Here is a 13,473-nt window from a genome sequence, read left to right as displayed (position 1 = left end):
ATAAGGTGCATTAATGTGCGGCGTGGGCCTGGTATTGCTGTTGTAGCGCCTGCAGCGCGGCAAGGATATCCATTTTCAGGGCGATCACCTCGGCGCTGTGGCCGATGCGCGGCTGGGCGATGGCAACGGGCCATTCGCGCACGATGTTGCCGGGCTTGCCGCCCATCAGCAAGATGCGGTCGGCCACCAGGATCGCTTCATCGATATCGTGCGTGACGAGCAGCACGGCCGTATGCCAGCGGTGCACCACGTCGACCAGCAGCGACTGCATCTCGGCGCGCGTGATGGCGTCGAGGGCGGAAAACGGTTCATCGGCGAACAGCAGTTCCGGTTCGCGCGCCAGCGCACGGGCCAAGGCCACGCGCTGCGCCATGCCGCCCGACAGCGCGGACGGATACAGCTTTTCGCGGCCCTTCAAACCGACCGCTTCGATGGCTTGCGCCACGCGCGCCTGGTGCGCTTCGCGCGTCAGCTGCGGCTGGTGCTTGAAGTCCAGGCCGAAGCCGGCATTGCCCGTGACGTTCAGCCAGGGGAGCAAACTGGCTTGCTGGAACACGAGGGCGCTGCGCGGGTCCGGTTCGCGCATCGGTGCGTCGAGAAACTGGATCGCGCCCGTGGATGGCGGCTGCAAGCCGGCCAGCACGCGCAGCAGGCTCGATTTGCCGCAGCCGCTGCCGCCCAGCAGACAGACGATTTCACGCTTGCGCACGCCCAGCGAGACATGCTGGAAAACGGGCGCCGTGCCGGGATAGGCGTAGCTGAGATCCTGCGCCTGCAGCGCCCAGTCTTGCGCCGCTGCCGTCATGCGGGCGCTCCCGCAGCCTTGGCCGCCTGCTGGCTGTCGAACAGCTGCAAGGCTGCCTGCAATTGCGTCAGGCTGGGGGTGACGATGGGGATGAACGACGATTCGCGCCAGCGGCGGGCAAAGCCCTGCTGTTCCGCGTTCAGGTAGGCGCGCCCGCCCATCGCCTGCAGTTCCAGCATCAGTGCCTGCTGCAGCACGTCCGCCAGCTGTATGCGCAGGCGGAACATGGCCGGTGCCTGTGTCTTGAAGCGGCCATCGTGCACGCCGGCCAGCAAGGTGGCAACAGCCGCCTCCAGGGTGGCTTGCAGCGCTTCGATGCGTGGCGTGAGCGCGTTGCGCGAGCCGGCCGAGATCTGCGCCGCTTTTGTCAGGCTGGCGCGCGCCAGGCCGATCGACAGGCCGCACTGCATGCCGAGGAACGAGGGGCGTACCTGCGGCAGCCAGGCTGGCGCGTTGTCGCTGATGATGTCCGCAGCGGGGATGTGCACCTGCGTCAGCTTGACGGAGGCCGTATTGCTGCCGCGCAGGGCGATCAGGTCCAGGTCGTCGCTGCGCTGCACGCCTGGGGTGCCGCTGTCGAAGGCGACGATGGCGGGTGGCGCGCCGTCGTTCGGCGCCACGGCGGCCGCCGCGACAAAGCCCGCCTTGCGCAAGTTCGTCACCCAGGCCAGGCCGCCGTCGACCAGCAAGCCGTCATCCTGGCGCACGCCCGTGATTTGCAACTGCTCGATGCCGGACAAGAATTTCATGGCGTTCGACAGGCCGCTGGCGCCGGCCTGCGTGCCAGCCAGCAGGCCGGGCAAGCGGCGCTCGGCCAGCGCGCGGTTCTCGCTTTGCAGCAGGAATTCGATGAAGCAGCGCTGGCCCCAGAAGACAAAGGCCGCCGTGACCGATTGCTCGGCGACGTTGGCGATGGCATCGATGGCGTCGCGCACGTCACCGCCCGCGCCGCCGTGCTCCTGCGGCACGCCGATGGCCAGCAGCTGGTCGCCGGCCAGCGCGGGAAGTACCGTTTCTGCCAGTTCCGACGATTGGTCGAGCTGGTCGGCATGCATGTGCAGCCAGTGATTGAGGTGGCCCATGTCAGACGGCGCCAGGCAGGTAGGGCGTCAATTGCGGATTGACGGGCGTGCCGGCCAGGCTGTTGGAAAAATTGCACAGGGTGGCCAGGCTGATGCCCAGCACGACTTCCAGCGCCTGCTGTTCGTTGTAGCCGGCGGCCAGGAAGGCTTGATATTCGGCGTCGCTGACGGCGCCGCGCGTGGCGATGACGGCCGTGGCGAAGGCGGCGACGGCGTCCAGCTTCGTATCGCCGGTCGGCTGGCCATGCTGCAGGGCGCGCACGATGTCGGGCGTCTGGCCCGCTTTTTTCAGCGAGATGGCGCTATGGCCGGCGATGCAGAAATCGCAGCCATGGATGCGCGCGGCCGTGATTTGCACCACTTCGCGTTCCATTAACGTCAGGCTGGCGCGTGCATTGATGCCGGAAACGGTCAGATAGGTTTCCAGCGCCAGCGGGGCATTGGCCAGCACGCCGATCAGGTTGGGCAGGAAGCCATTGTTGGCGATGGCCTTTTCCACGAAGGGGCGGCTATCGGCCGGGGCGGTATCGAGAGTGTGCAGCGTCAGACGGGACATGGGGTACCTTGCTAAGTTGGTAAGTCACCCGGGCATTATATCGGCCATATCGCGCACGCAACAGACGTCAGCGTCGTCCTTTTGTGCTCGTTCGTCTGTGATTGTGCGATCCTTGATTCCGGCAGGCTCTTAGCTGGCCAGCTGGCGCAATCTCTGGTCGCGTCGGTAGGCACCCGGTTGCTCGCCCGTGACCCGCTTGAAGGCGCGCGTAAAGGCGGCGTGCGAGCGGTAACCCACCAGTTCGGCCGCGCGTTCGACGGAGACGCCGTCGTGCAGCCGGCGCGCGGCGATCTTCATGCGCAGCAGGAGCAGGAACTGGGCCGGCGAATGGCCGCTGGCGCTGGCGAAATGCTTGCAGAAGCTGGCGCGCGACATGCACGCTGCCTTGGCCATGTTCTCGATCGACCAGTCGGCGGCGGGGGCGTCGAGCATGCGTTCGAGCAGCGGCGAAAATGCGGGCTGGTGCAGCAGCGACAGCAGGCCGGCCGCCACCTGCTCGCCTTGCGCCACGTGGCGGATCAGGTAAAAGAACAGCAGTTCGACCAGGCGCGCGATGAGCGGCGACGGCTGCTCCGGATCGCCGCCCGCTTCAAGCAGGATCAGGTCGAACAGCGCGGCGGCGGCGCTGAAGGCGGGCGCGTCGCCGCGTATCAGCAGATACGGCGGGAAGGAGTCGACGATCAGTGCGGAGAGTGCGCCGCGAAATTGAAAGAAGCCGCAGGCCAGCGCCGTCGCCGGCTGCTGCGTGGGTGTTTGCAGCGGCAGCATGGCTTGCGCGCTGACCGCCTGCAGCGGATCGCTGTGCGGGCTGAGGAAATGCGGCAAGTCGCGCAGCAGGAAGACGCCGTCGCGCGGGCCGAGCGCTATCGGCGCCGCGCCATCGAGGTGCAAATAGCAGTGGCCATCGAGCACCAGGTGAAAGCTGCCCAGTTCCCGGCCCGCCGTGGAGGCGCGCCAGCGGCCACAGTACTGGCCCACATGCAGGACGGCGGTATCGAGTTCCAGGCTGCCGAGCAGCCAGCGCGCCAGTCTGTCGGTATCAGGATGCATGGGATGGCACAGGCAAAAGCTGCATCATACGGCGCAGGCGCGCCAGGGCCAACGACCGATTTCGACTAAGCATATGCGCGCGGTACTGCTTACTGCTTGCCACTATGCCGCTGGAAGGCGGGACAGTCGACTTGCAGCAGCGAGCGGTCTTCCAGGCACACGGCGGAGAGCTTTCCGCCCCAGACGCAGCCGCTATCGAGGCCGATCAGGTCGGGTCGCAACTGCAGTCCCAGCGCTGACCAGTGGCCGAAGACGACAGTGTCGCCCGCGCTGCGCCGGCCCGGCACGTCGAACCAGGGCAACAGGCCGGAGCCCGGCGGCGCGCTGCCGCTCTCCTTCATCTTGAAGTCCATCACGCCGTCCGGCGTGCAAAAGCGCAGCCGCGTCATGGCGTTGACGATGCAGCGCAGCCGGTCGGTACCCTGCAGGTCGTCGCGCCAGGCGGCCGGCTCGTTGCCGTACATGCTGCGTAGGAACGCTACCCAGCCATCGCTGCGCAGCATGGTCGACACTTCGTCGCTCAGGGATAGCGCCTGGGTTGCGCTCCATTGCGGCAGCAAGCCCGCATGCACGAGCACATGCCCCTGGTGCTGCAAGGCGAGCGGCCGCTGGCGCAGCCAGGTGATCAGCTCGTCGCGATCAGGCGCGTCGAGGATCTCGCCCAGCGTATCGGACGCATGCTCGGGCCGGATGCCGTTGGCCACGGCCAGCAAATGCAAGTCATGGTTGCCCAGGACACTGTCGGCCAGGCCTTGCTGCGCCAGCGCATGCACATGGCGCAGGGTGGCCAGCGAGGCCGGGCCGCGATTGATCAAGTCGCCCGCGAACAGCAGGCGGTACGGGCCATCCGCTGCCGCCTGGATCCGTTCGATCAGTTCGACGGTTTGTGCATGGCAGCCTTGCAGATCGCCGATAAAGTAAGTTTTCATGTGGGCCAGGGTGAAGTGAACTACGCGCAGGCATTATAAGCATGGATGCCCCTAGAGCATATCCCGGTAGTGAGCGTCTTCTTAATTTCCTGAGGATTATTTAGCTGAATATTTCGCTGTTTTATCGCGATAATCATTCCTTGGCATACTTGCTGGAATCGATGACCGTGCCATGCCAGCCAGAATGTCATTTTATTCATGTTTATTCATTTTTCCGCGTGTGGTTCCGACATATTCTTCATTTAATCTTAATGTTGAGCCGGTAAATAAATCAGGGTCTCTCATTCAAGCGACGAGGGATTACGCTGCGGTGCGCGGATTTTTATGCAATGTAGTATATTCCACGTGATTTTATTATTTAATTGAATGTAAAGGATATACGGGATGGATCTGTCAACGATGACGATGCTGGAATTGCGCAAGCTGGAAGATAATGTGAAGCAGGAATTGAACAGCCGCGAGCGCGAAGATTTGAACAAGGCGCGCGAACAGATCATGGCCATCGCGCAGCAAGCGGGCATTCCGCTGAAACAGCTGATACTCGATGGTATGCACCCGCGCACGGGCAAAGTCGCCGTACGTTACCGCCATCCTGACAATGTTGCTGAACAATGGACAGGCCGTGGTCGCCAGCCGCTGTGGGTCAAGCGGTGGGTGGAATCGGGCAAGTCCATCGATCTGCTGCGCGTATAATTCGGTATACTCTTGGCGCAGTGGCAAGCTGCCAGCCACGCGCTGTACCTTGCCAGGCACCCTATCGATACCCTTACTTTATAGCGCGCACACCATGCTTCCATTGTCCAGAACGATCTTCAAGGCCTACGATATTCGCGGCATCATCGCCAAAACCCTCGATGCCAGCGTGGCCTACAAGATAGGTCAGGCATTTGGCCAGGCCGCTCTGGCCAAGGGTGAGCAGCGGGTCGTGATCGGGCGCGATGGCCGCCTGTCGGGGCCTGAGCTGACGGCGGCGCTGGCGCAGGGCTTGCAAGCGGCAGGCGTCGACGTGATCGACCTGGGCGTGGTGGCCACGCCGATGGTCTACTTCGGCACGAATGTGCTCGACACGCGTTCCGGCATCATGGTCACGGGCAGCCACAATCCACCCGATTACAACGGCTTCAAGATGGTGCTGGCCGGCGAAGCGATCCACGGCGAAGCGATCCAGGCGCTGTACCACAGCATCGTCGCCCACGATGGCAGCACCAGTACCACGCCGGGAAGCTACACCACCCATGATATCCGCGCCGCCTACCTGCAGCGCATCCTGGGCGACGTCAAGCTGGCGCGCCCGATCAAGATCGCCGTCGACTGCGGCAATGGCGTGGCCGGCGCATTTGCCGGCGACCTGTTCCGCGGCATGGGCTGCGAGGTCATCGAATTGTTCTGCGACGTCGATGGCAATTTCCCCAACCACCATCCGGACCCGGCGCATCCGGAAAACCTGCAAGACCTGATCCGCTGCCTGGCCGAGACGGATGCGGAAATCGGCATCGCCTTCGATGGCGATGGCGACCGCCTGGGCGTGGTCACCAAGGATGGGCAGATCATCTACCCTGACCGCCAGATGATGCTGTTTGCCGCCGACGTGCTGACCCGCCATCCGGGTGCGCAAATTCTGTACGACGTGAAATGCACGCGCCACCTGGCGCCGTGGATCAGCAAGCATGGCGGCGTGCCGTTGATGTACAAGACCGGTCACTCGCTGGTGAAAGCCAAGCTGCGCGAGACGGGTGCGCCGCTGGGTGGCGAAATGAGCGGCCATATCTTCTTCAAGGACCGCTGGTACGGTTTCGACGACGGCATGTATTCGGCTGCGCGCCTGCTGGAAATCCTGACACGCGAAGCAGATCCTTCGGCCCTGTTGAACTCTCTGCCGCAGTCCGACAGCACGCCGGAACTGCACCTGGAACTGCAGGAAGGCGAGAACGTCGCGCTGATGGACATGCTGCGCCGCGACGCCGTCTTCCCCGGCAATGAACAGATCATCACCATCGATGGCTTGCGCGTGGAATACGCGGACGGCTTCGGCCTGGCCCGTTCGTCGAACACCACGCCGGTGATCGTCATGCGCTTCGAGGCGGAAACGCCGGCAGCCCTGGCGCGTATCCAGGGACAGTTCAAGAGCGTAATCCTGGCAGCCAAGCCTGACGCCGTTCTGCCGTTCTGACAGCATGGCCGGTCAACCTGGCGCACAGGCGCCCTTGAAAATCCTGCTGGTGCGGGTATCTTCTCTGGGCGACGTGCTGCATAACCTGCCGATGGTGGCGGACATCGCCCGCCATTTCCCGAACGCGACCATCGATTGGGTGGTCGAGGAGGGCTACACCAGCCTGGTGCGCCTGAACCCGCGCGTGGGTACCATCGTCCCGTTTGCGCTACGGCGCTGGCGCAAGAGCCTGGGCAAAAAAGAGACGCGCGCGGAAATCGCCGCCTTCTTCCGCAGCCTGCGCCAGACGCGTTACGATTACGTGTTCGATACCCAGGGCTTGCTCAAGACGGGCATCATCATGGGCGCCGCGCGCCTGGCGCCGGGCGGACAGAAGGTCGGCCTGGCGAATGGCAGCGAAGGCTCGGGCTACGAAGGTATCTCGCGCATCTTTCACACGAAAAGCATTCCCCTCGACCCGCGCACGCATGCGGTAGCGCGCGGCCGCCTGGTGGCTGCTGCGGCACTCGGCTACACGCTCGATACGCCGGCCGATTTCGGCTTGCCGGAAGTGTCAGGCAGCGAGCCGCGCCCGGACTGGATGGGCGCGGCGCCATACTGCGTGTATTTCCACGGCACTGCGCGCGACGCCAAGAAATGGGCGCCGGAAAACTGGATCGCTCTGGGCCATGCGCTCGCGCCCATGCCAATTTTGCTGCCCTGGGGCTCGCCCAAGGAAAAGGCCGAAGCAGAAGTGCTGGCGGCCGGCCTGCCACATGCGCGCATGCTGCCGAAGCTGTCGATGGGCGAGGCCACCTTGCTGGCGCGCCACGCGGCGCTGGTGGTCGGCGTCGATACGGGCCTGACGCATATCGCTGCCGCCTTTGTGCGTCCGACGGTGGAAATCTATGCCGATTCGCCGCTGTGGAAAACGGAAGGCAACTGGTCGCCGAAAATCATCAACCTGGGCGACAAGGGCGCGCCGCCCGGCGTGCCGGAAGTGCTGGCTGCGGCACAGCGCCTGCTGGCCGACTATCCTCCCGCCTGACGTCAACCGCCTGACTTCAACATTAAACAATCATGCGACTTCTTTATACCCTTGCCTGGTGGCTGGCCTTGCCCCTGGTGCTGGCGCGGCTGTGGCTGCGCGGACGCCAGGAGCCCGGCTACCGCCAGCATTGGGGCGAGCGCCTGGGATTTTACCCTCGCCAGCTGGCACCTGCACCAGCCACGCTCTGGCTGCACGCCGTCTCCGTCGGCGAGACGCGCGCGGCCGAGCCGCTGATCGATGCGCTGCTGGCCGCATGGCCTGATTGCCGCATCGTCCTCACGCACATGACGCCCACGGGACGCGCGACCGGTAAAATCCTGTTCGCCAAGCACGGCCCGCGCCTGCTGCAAAGCTATCTGCCGTACGACACGGGCGCCATGCCGGCCAGTTTCATCCGTCACTTTGCACCGCGTATCTGCATCCTGATGGAGACGGAAGTGTGGCCGAATTTGATCCACCAATGTAACCGCCATGGCGTGCCGGTGGTGCTGGCCAATGCGCGCCTGTCACAGCGTTCGCTGGGCAAGGCGCAGCGCCTGGGCAAGCTCATCACCGATGCGGCGCGCGGCATCACTCTGGTGGCGGCGCAGACGCAGGACGATGCCGAGCGCGTGCGTCTGCTGGGCGTGCAGGAGGTGGTGGTTACGGGCAGCATCAAGTTCGACGTCGTCGTGCCCGCGGCGGCCCTGGCGACGGGCGCGGCGCTGCGCGCCGCCATCGGTGCGCGTCCCGTGCTGCTGTGCGCCAGCACACGCGAAGGCGAAGAGCCATTGATCCTCGATGCGTATACCCGCGCCAGCCTGCCCGCCAACGTGCTGCTGCTGATCGTGCCGCGCCATCCGCAGCGCTTCGACGAGGTGGAAAAACTGGTGCTGACGCACGGCCTGACCGTGCAGCGCAGGTCCGGCCTGGCGCAGGACAATGCCGTCGCGGCGGACACGCAGGTGCTGCTGGGCGACTCGATGGGCGAGATGTTTGCGTATTACGCGGCCTGCGATTGCGCCTTTGTCGGCGGCAGCCTGCTGCCACTGGGCGGGCAAAACCTGATCGAGCCGGCGGCCCTGGGCAAACCTGTGCTGATCGGCCTGCACACCTTCAATTTCACGCTGGTGACCGAACAGGCGATCACCGCCGGCGGTGCCGCGCGGGTGGCGGACGCCGACGCGCTGATGGCGCAAGCGTCGGCCTTGCTGCAAAATCCCGCGCAGCTGGCGTCGATGGGACAAAAAGCGCTGGCCTTCGCGGCGCAGCACCGGGGCGCCACGCCGCGTACCATCGCGGCCATCCAACCGCTGCTGCCGTGATGGATGCACGGCCAACAATGTTGTCGGATTACGCGCGTAGCGCTAATCCGACCTACTGCCGTGATCGAGGTAGGTCGGATTAGCGCGCAAGCGCGTAATCCGACAGGCGCAGCCAACAATGTTGTTTACGCGAACAAAACGGGCAGCTCCTGCGAGCGTTTTCTCAGCGCCTGCTTGGCGCCATCGTAATCGGGATAGATCGATTCCACGGTGGCCCAGAAGCGGGGGCTGTGGTTCATTTCCAGCAGGTGCGACAGTTCATGCGCCACCACGTAGTCGATCAGCGGCAGGGCGAAGTGGATCAGGCGCCAGTTCAGGCGGATCTTGCGCTCGATGGTGCAGCTGCCCCAGCGCGTGCCGGCCGAGGATAGCGATAATGCATCGTAGCGCACACCCAGCTTGTCCGCATACAGGTCCAGCCGCGCTTCAAACAGCTGGCGCGCCTCGTGCTGGAACCAGCCCTTCACTTTGTCCTTCAACTGCTGCTCGCTGCCCGTGGGCGTGACCCATACGTGCAGCTCATTCGTCTCGCGCTGGAAGCTGGCGCGGTGGCGCGGCGCCTGGTGCAATCGCAGGGTGATTTCGCCACCGAGGTAGGGCAGCGCGGCGCCATCGACCCATGCCACGGGCGGGCGCTGCTGGCGCTGCACCTTGCGCTCGCCCCGTTCCAGCAGCTTCGAGACGATCCAGCCTTGCTTGGCGCGGATGGCATTGTCGATTTCGGCCAGGGTGACGCGCTTGGGCGCGGTCACACGCAAGCCGTTATCGTCGATCATGAAGCCGATGGAACGGCGTGTGGAACGGCGCAGGGCGAATTCGACCAGGTGGCTGCCCAGCTGCAGCTGACGCAGCGGAGGGCCATCGGCAGGGCGCGGCGGGGACGGCAGGGGCGATGGGGCGGGGCGAACGATGGGTGGCACGGGTGCCACTAGCGGTGCTGCCACGGGCGGCGCTGGCGGTGCCGTGGGGCGCACCGCCGGGGGGGGGCTGGTCGAGACGTCATGCGCGAACAGATCCAGTTGCTGGTCGCCGACCTTGATGCTCTTCATCTGCTGGCGAAGGGTCGGCTCCTGGATGACCGCGCTGATGCCGTCTAGCCAGCGTTGTAGGCGTGAGGCGAAATGACGCGCATTTCTGATTCTATCCAATTTTCCACCTGTTGCATCATGCTGTCCGGGGTTTGCCCTTCCGGCGAAATCGGTTTGCCTATCGAGACGGTGATCAGTCCCGGGCGTTTGAGGAATGACTGCTTGGGCCAGCATTCGCCTGAATTATGCGCAATCGGCACCACTACGGCGCCCGTGGCAATGGCCAGGCGCGTGCCACCGCTCTTGTACTTGCCCGCCTGGCCCACGGGGATGCGGGTGCCTTCGGGGAACATGATAATCCATTGGCCGTCGGCCAGGCGGCGTTTGCCATGCGCGACCACGCTCTTGAAGGCGTGCTTGCCCTGTTTGCGGTCGATGGGGATCATGCGCAGCAGCGCCATGGCCCAGCCAAAGAACGGGATGTACAGGATCTCCTTCTTGAACACATACACCAGCGGACGGGGAAGGCTGGGCAGCAGGAAGATGGTTTCCCATGCCGACTGGTGCTTCGACAGCACGATGGCCGGCGCATCCGGGAAGTTCTCGGCGCCCTTGACTTCATAGCGGATGCCGCAAATGACCTTGGCGCACCACAGGATAAACACGTTCCAGCGCGAGGTGACCCAATAGCGCTTGTTGTAGCTCAATGGCGCGGCAAAAAAGCACACGCAGGCCCAGACGATGGTGGCCACGATCATGATGGTCATGAACAGCAGGGATCGCAGGAACAGGGAAATATTACGCAATGCGGTTCTCCGAAAATTAGATACTGAATGCCACGCTGGGCGCAGATGCTGCTGGCGCCTTGAGCAGGTGGCTGACCACGGCGGCCAGGTCGGGGAAGACCTGGGTACCGGGCGGCAGGCCACCCGTTTCGTTGGTTTTTTCGCCCTTGCCCGTCAAGACCAGGTAGGGCACGCAGCCGCTGATGAAACCTGCCTGCAGGTCGCGCAGCGAATCGCCAATGGTGGGCACGCCTTTCAGGCTGGTGTTGTAGCGCTTCGCGATTTCATGGAACATGCCCGGTTTCGGCTTGCGGCAGTCGCAATTGTCCGCTCCCGCGTGCGGGCAAAAGAAGATGGCGTCGATATCGGCGCCCACCTGCTGCGCCAGGGTGTGCATCTTCTGGTGGATCGCGTTCAGCACCGTCATGTCGAAGTACTCGCGTGCGATGCCCGACTGGTTCGAGGCGACGACGACGCGATAGCCGGCCTGGTTCAGGCGGGCGATCGCTTCGAGCGAACCGGGAATCGGCAGCCATTCGGCCGGCGACTTGATGAAGTCCGGCGAGTCATGATTAATGACGCCGTCGCGGTCGAGAATAATCAGTTTCAGCGCCGGCGTGCCCATTATGCCGCCAGCTTGGAAATGTCGGCCACGCGGTTCATCATGCCGTGCAAGGACGACAGCAAGGCCAGGCGGTTGTTGCGCAGGGCGACATCCTCGGCCATCACCATCACGTCGTTGAAGAAGCCATCGACGTCGTCGCGCAGCTGCGCCAGTGTTTGCAGGGTGCTGGTGAAGTCGCCCTTGGCGAAGGCCGCGTCGACTTCCGGCTGCACGCGCGAAACGGCGGCGGCGAGTTTTTTCTCCGCTTCGTCCTGCAGCAGGGCCACGTTGACGCCACTGTCGGCAACCAGCTTGAGCGCTTCCTCGTTCTTTTTCAGGATGTTGGTGATGCGCTTGTTGGCGGCGGCCAGCGAGGCGCTTTCCGGCAGCGCGGCAAACGCCTGCACGGCTTCCAGGCGCTGCACGATGTCGTCCAGGCGGTCCGGGTTTTGCGCCACGACGGCTTCGATTTCATTTGGCGAGAAACCGCGTTCGCGCAGGATGCCGCGCAGGCGCTCGAGCATGAAGGTGGTCACATCCGCCACAGGGTCCTTGAAGCCGGGAACGGCGGCGAACTGCGCGGTGGCGTCCGCCAGCAAGCCCCGGATCGACAATGGCAAGCGCTTTTCCAGCAGCATGCGCAGCACGCCCAGCGCATGGCGGCGCAGCGCGAACGGGTCCTTGTCGCCCGTCGGCGCCAGGCCGATGGCCCAGATGCCGACCAGGGTTTCGAGTTTGTCGGCCAGGGCCACGGCGGTGCCGGTGGCGGTCGATGGCAGGCTGTCGCCGGCAAAACGCGGCTGGTAGTGTTCTGAGGCGGCCAGCGCCACTTCTTCCGGCTCGCCGTCATGGCGCGCGTAATACGTGCCCATGATGCCTTGCAGTTCGGGGAATTCACCCACCATGTCGGTCAGCAGATCGGCCTTGGCCAGCAGGGCGCCACGTTCGGCCAGGGCCACGTCGCCACCCAGTTTTGCCGCGATGGCGCCGGCCAGCGACTTGACGCGCTCTGTGCGGGCAGCTTGCGTGCCCAGCTTGTTGTGGTAGACCACGTTGGCCAGCAGCGGCAAGCGCGATGCCAGGGTCTTCTTCTTGTCTTGCTCGAAGAAGAACTTGGCGTCGGACAGGCGCGGGCGCACGACGCGCTCGTTGCCGCCAATGATGTGTTCTGGCGTGTCCGTCTCGATGTTGGAGACGATCAGGAAGCGCGAGCGCAGCTTGCCTTCGCTGTCGGTCAGGGCGAAGTATTTTTGGTTCGTCTGCATGGTGAGGATCAGGCATTCCTGCGGCACGGCCAGGAATTCTTCCTCGAAGTGACATTCATACACGACCGGCCATTCGACCAGGGCGGTGACTTCATCGAGCAGCGCTTCGGGCATCAGCACCTGGTCGGCACCGGCCTTGTCCAGCAGCTGGGCGCGGATGCGCTCCTTGCGTTCCTCGTTGCTGGCGATGACGCTGGCGTTGAGGATCAGCGAGGCCGCATAGTTTTCCGCGTGCGCGATGGTGATCGGTTCGCCATCGGTGAGGAAGCGGTGACCCAGAGTGGTGCGGCCGGCCGTCAAGCCCAGCAGGGTCAGAGGCAGCACGTTGATGCCGTGCAGGGCGAGCAGGCTGTGGGCCGGGCGCACGAATTGCACGGTGGTGCCATCCGGGCGCTGATAGCTCATCAGTTTTGGAATCGGCAGCTTGGCGGCCGATTCCGTCAATGCCGCCTGCGCGCCGGTGGCGAGCTGGCTGCCCGGCGCCGTGTAGGTGTAGAAGAAGCTTTCAGCCTTGCCGTCGACGGCGCGTTCCAAGTCCGCTACCGTCAGGTCGGGGAAGCCCAGCGCGGCCAGTTTCTTTGCCAGCGGCGGCGTGCCGTTGCCGTTCGCGTCCAGCGCCACGGAGACGGGCAAGACTTTTTCACGGATGGATTTATCGGGCGAGACTTCGCGCACGTTGGTGATGGAGACGGCCAGGCGGCGCGGCGAGGCGTAGCTGGTGGCGACGCTGTCGGCTTCCAGGAAGTCGCGCGCCTTCAGGCCGTTGACGATGCCGGCGGTGAAGGCGGCGCCCAGTTTGGCCAGCGCTTTCGGCGGCAGTTCTTCGGTCAGCAGTTCGATGAGCAGTGTTTGGTTCATGGTGTTC

General features: G+C 64.4%; 13 protein-coding genes. 4 read left to right on the top strand and 9 right to left on the bottom strand.

What is annotated here, in order from left to right:
* Positions 1-10: 10 nt before the first annotated feature.
* The 5 genes from ACP7EG_RS11280 to ACP7EG_RS11260 all read right to left on the bottom strand — a co-directional run bounded on the left by ACP7EG_RS11280 (position 11) and on the right by ACP7EG_RS11260 (position 4,422).
* Complete coding sequence (locus ACP7EG_RS11280; RefSeq protein ID WP_426087673.1) at positions 11-805, bottom strand: ABC transporter ATP-binding protein; 795 nt, start codon at positions 803-805, stop codon at positions 11-13.
* Positions 802-1,887, bottom strand: a complete 1,086-nt coding sequence (locus ACP7EG_RS11275; protein WP_426087672.1) for an acyl-CoA dehydrogenase family protein — start codon at positions 1,885-1,887, stop codon at positions 802-804. Before ACP7EG_RS11275 ends, ACP7EG_RS11280 begins: the two co-directional genes overlap by 4 nt.
* Before the next feature lies 1 nt (position 1,888).
* On the bottom strand, positions 1,889-2,443 hold the full coding sequence (locus ACP7EG_RS11270; RefSeq protein WP_141170689.1) for a carboxymuconolactone decarboxylase family protein: 555 nt from the start codon (positions 2,441-2,443) through the stop codon (positions 1,889-1,891).
* Positions 2,444-2,572: 129 nt separating this feature from the next.
* Entirely contained in the window at positions 2,573-3,493 is a 921-nt protein-coding gene (locus ACP7EG_RS11265; protein ID WP_426087671.1) for an AraC family transcriptional regulator, read from the bottom strand.
* A gap of 89 nt (positions 3,494-3,582) precedes the next feature.
* Positions 3,583-4,422, bottom strand: a complete 840-nt coding sequence (locus ACP7EG_RS11260; protein ID WP_426087670.1) for a symmetrical bis(5'-nucleosyl)-tetraphosphatase — start codon at positions 4,420-4,422, stop codon at positions 3,583-3,585.
* A gap of 384 nt (positions 4,423-4,806) precedes the next feature.
* On the opposite strand from ACP7EG_RS11260, the gene ACP7EG_RS11255 reads away from it, so the two are divergent.
* The 4 genes from ACP7EG_RS11255 (at position 4,807) to waaA (ending at position 8,926) form a co-directional block, all read left to right on the top strand.
* The gene (locus ACP7EG_RS11255; protein WP_426087669.1) at positions 4,807-5,115 is read left to right on the top strand and encodes an H-NS family nucleoid-associated regulatory protein; all 309 of its coding nucleotides are present in this window, start codon (positions 4,807-4,809) and stop codon (positions 5,113-5,115) included.
* Positions 5,116-5,209: 94 nt separating this feature from the next.
* Positions 5,210-6,592 (top strand): phosphomannomutase/phosphoglucomutase, encoded by a 1,383-nt coding sequence (locus ACP7EG_RS11250; RefSeq protein WP_426087668.1) that lies wholly within the window; start codon positions 5,210-5,212, stop codon positions 6,590-6,592.
* A 4-nt stretch (positions 6,593-6,596) separates the two neighbouring features.
* Positions 6,597-7,619, top strand: coding sequence for a lipopolysaccharide heptosyltransferase I (waaC, locus tag ACP7EG_RS11245; protein WP_426087667.1), 1,023 nt, complete (start codon positions 6,597-6,599; stop codon positions 7,617-7,619).
* A gap of 32 nt (positions 7,620-7,651) precedes the next feature.
* A complete protein-coding gene (gene waaA / locus ACP7EG_RS11240) occupies positions 7,652-8,926 on the top strand; it encodes a lipid IV(A) 3-deoxy-D-manno-octulosonic acid transferase (RefSeq protein WP_426087666.1) in 1,275 nt (424 codons plus the stop codon).
* A gap of 125 nt (positions 8,927-9,051) precedes the next feature.
* On the opposite strand, the gene ACP7EG_RS11235 is transcribed toward waaA, so the two are convergent.
* The 4 genes from ACP7EG_RS11235 to glyS are packed head-to-tail and all read right to left on the bottom strand — an operon-like array spanning position 9,052 to position 13,466.
* A complete protein-coding gene (locus ACP7EG_RS11235; RefSeq protein ID WP_426087665.1) occupies positions 9,052-9,975 on the bottom strand; it encodes a M48 family metallopeptidase in 924 nt (307 codons plus the stop codon).
* A 44-nt stretch (positions 9,976-10,019) separates the two neighbouring features.
* The gene (locus ACP7EG_RS11230; protein ID WP_100874414.1) at positions 10,020-10,760 is read right to left on the bottom strand and encodes a lysophospholipid acyltransferase family protein; all 741 of its coding nucleotides are present in this window, start codon (positions 10,758-10,760) and stop codon (positions 10,020-10,022) included.
* 16 nt (positions 10,761-10,776) lie between these two features.
* Positions 10,777-11,364: a D-glycero-beta-D-manno-heptose 1,7-bisphosphate 7-phosphatase gene (gene gmhB, locus ACP7EG_RS11225; RefSeq protein WP_426087664.1), complete on the bottom strand. Its 588-nt coding sequence runs from the start codon at positions 11,362-11,364 to the stop codon at positions 10,777-10,779.
* Positions 11,364-13,466 (bottom strand): glycine--tRNA ligase subunit beta, encoded by a 2,103-nt coding sequence (glyS, locus tag ACP7EG_RS11220; RefSeq protein ID WP_426087663.1) that lies wholly within the window; start codon positions 13,464-13,466, stop codon positions 11,364-11,366. The genes gmhB and glyS overlap by 1 nt, the downstream gene beginning before the upstream one ends.
* Positions 13,467-13,473 lie beyond the last annotated feature (7 nt).

The sequence above is a fragment of the Janthinobacterium sp. PSPC1-1 genome (assembly GCF_049897625.1).
GTDB lineage: Bacteria > Pseudomonadota > Gammaproteobacteria > Burkholderiales > Burkholderiaceae_D > Janthinobacterium > Janthinobacterium tructae.
Note: the sequence above shows the minus strand (reverse complement) of the source record. Positions and strands in the feature narration are given on the sequence as shown.

Excerpts from the sequence above, each read along its gene's own strand:
- ACP7EG_RS11280 (WP_426087673.1), bottom strand. The coding sequence starts at position 805 with ATGACGGCAGCGGCGCAAGACTGGGCGCTGCAGGCGCAGGATCTCAGC.
- ACP7EG_RS11275 (WP_426087672.1), bottom strand. The coding sequence starts at position 1,887 with ATGGGCCACCTCAATCACTGGCTGCACATGCATGCCGACCAGCTCGAC.
- ACP7EG_RS11270 (WP_141170689.1), bottom strand. The coding sequence starts at position 2,443 with ATGTCCCGTCTGACGCTGCACACTCTCGATACCGCCCCGGCCGATAGC.
- ACP7EG_RS11265 (WP_426087671.1), bottom strand. The coding sequence starts at position 3,493 with ATGCATCCTGATACCGACAGACTGGCGCGCTGGCTGCTCGGCAGCCTG.
- ACP7EG_RS11260 (WP_426087670.1), bottom strand. The coding sequence starts at position 4,422 with ATGAAAACTTACTTTATCGGCGATCTGCAAGGCTGCCATGCACAAACC.
- ACP7EG_RS11255 (WP_426087669.1), top strand. The coding sequence starts at position 4,807 with ATGGATCTGTCAACGATGACGATGCTGGAATTGCGCAAGCTGGAAGAT.
- ACP7EG_RS11250 (WP_426087668.1), top strand. The coding sequence starts at position 5,210 with ATGCTTCCATTGTCCAGAACGATCTTCAAGGCCTACGATATTCGCGGC.
- waaC (WP_426087667.1), top strand. The coding sequence starts at position 6,597 with ATGGCCGGTCAACCTGGCGCACAGGCGCCCTTGAAAATCCTGCTGGTG.
- waaA (WP_426087666.1), top strand. The coding sequence starts at position 7,652 with ATGCGACTTCTTTATACCCTTGCCTGGTGGCTGGCCTTGCCCCTGGTG.
- ACP7EG_RS11235 (WP_426087665.1), bottom strand. The coding sequence starts at position 9,975 with ATGAAGAGCATCAAGGTCGGCGACCAGCAACTGGATCTGTTCGCGCAT.
- gmhB (WP_426087664.1), bottom strand. The coding sequence starts at position 11,364 with ATGGGCACGCCGGCGCTGAAACTGATTATTCTCGACCGCGACGGCGTC.
- glyS (WP_426087663.1), bottom strand. The coding sequence starts at position 13,466 with ATGAACCAAACACTGCTCATCGAACTGCTGACCGAAGAACTGCCGCCG.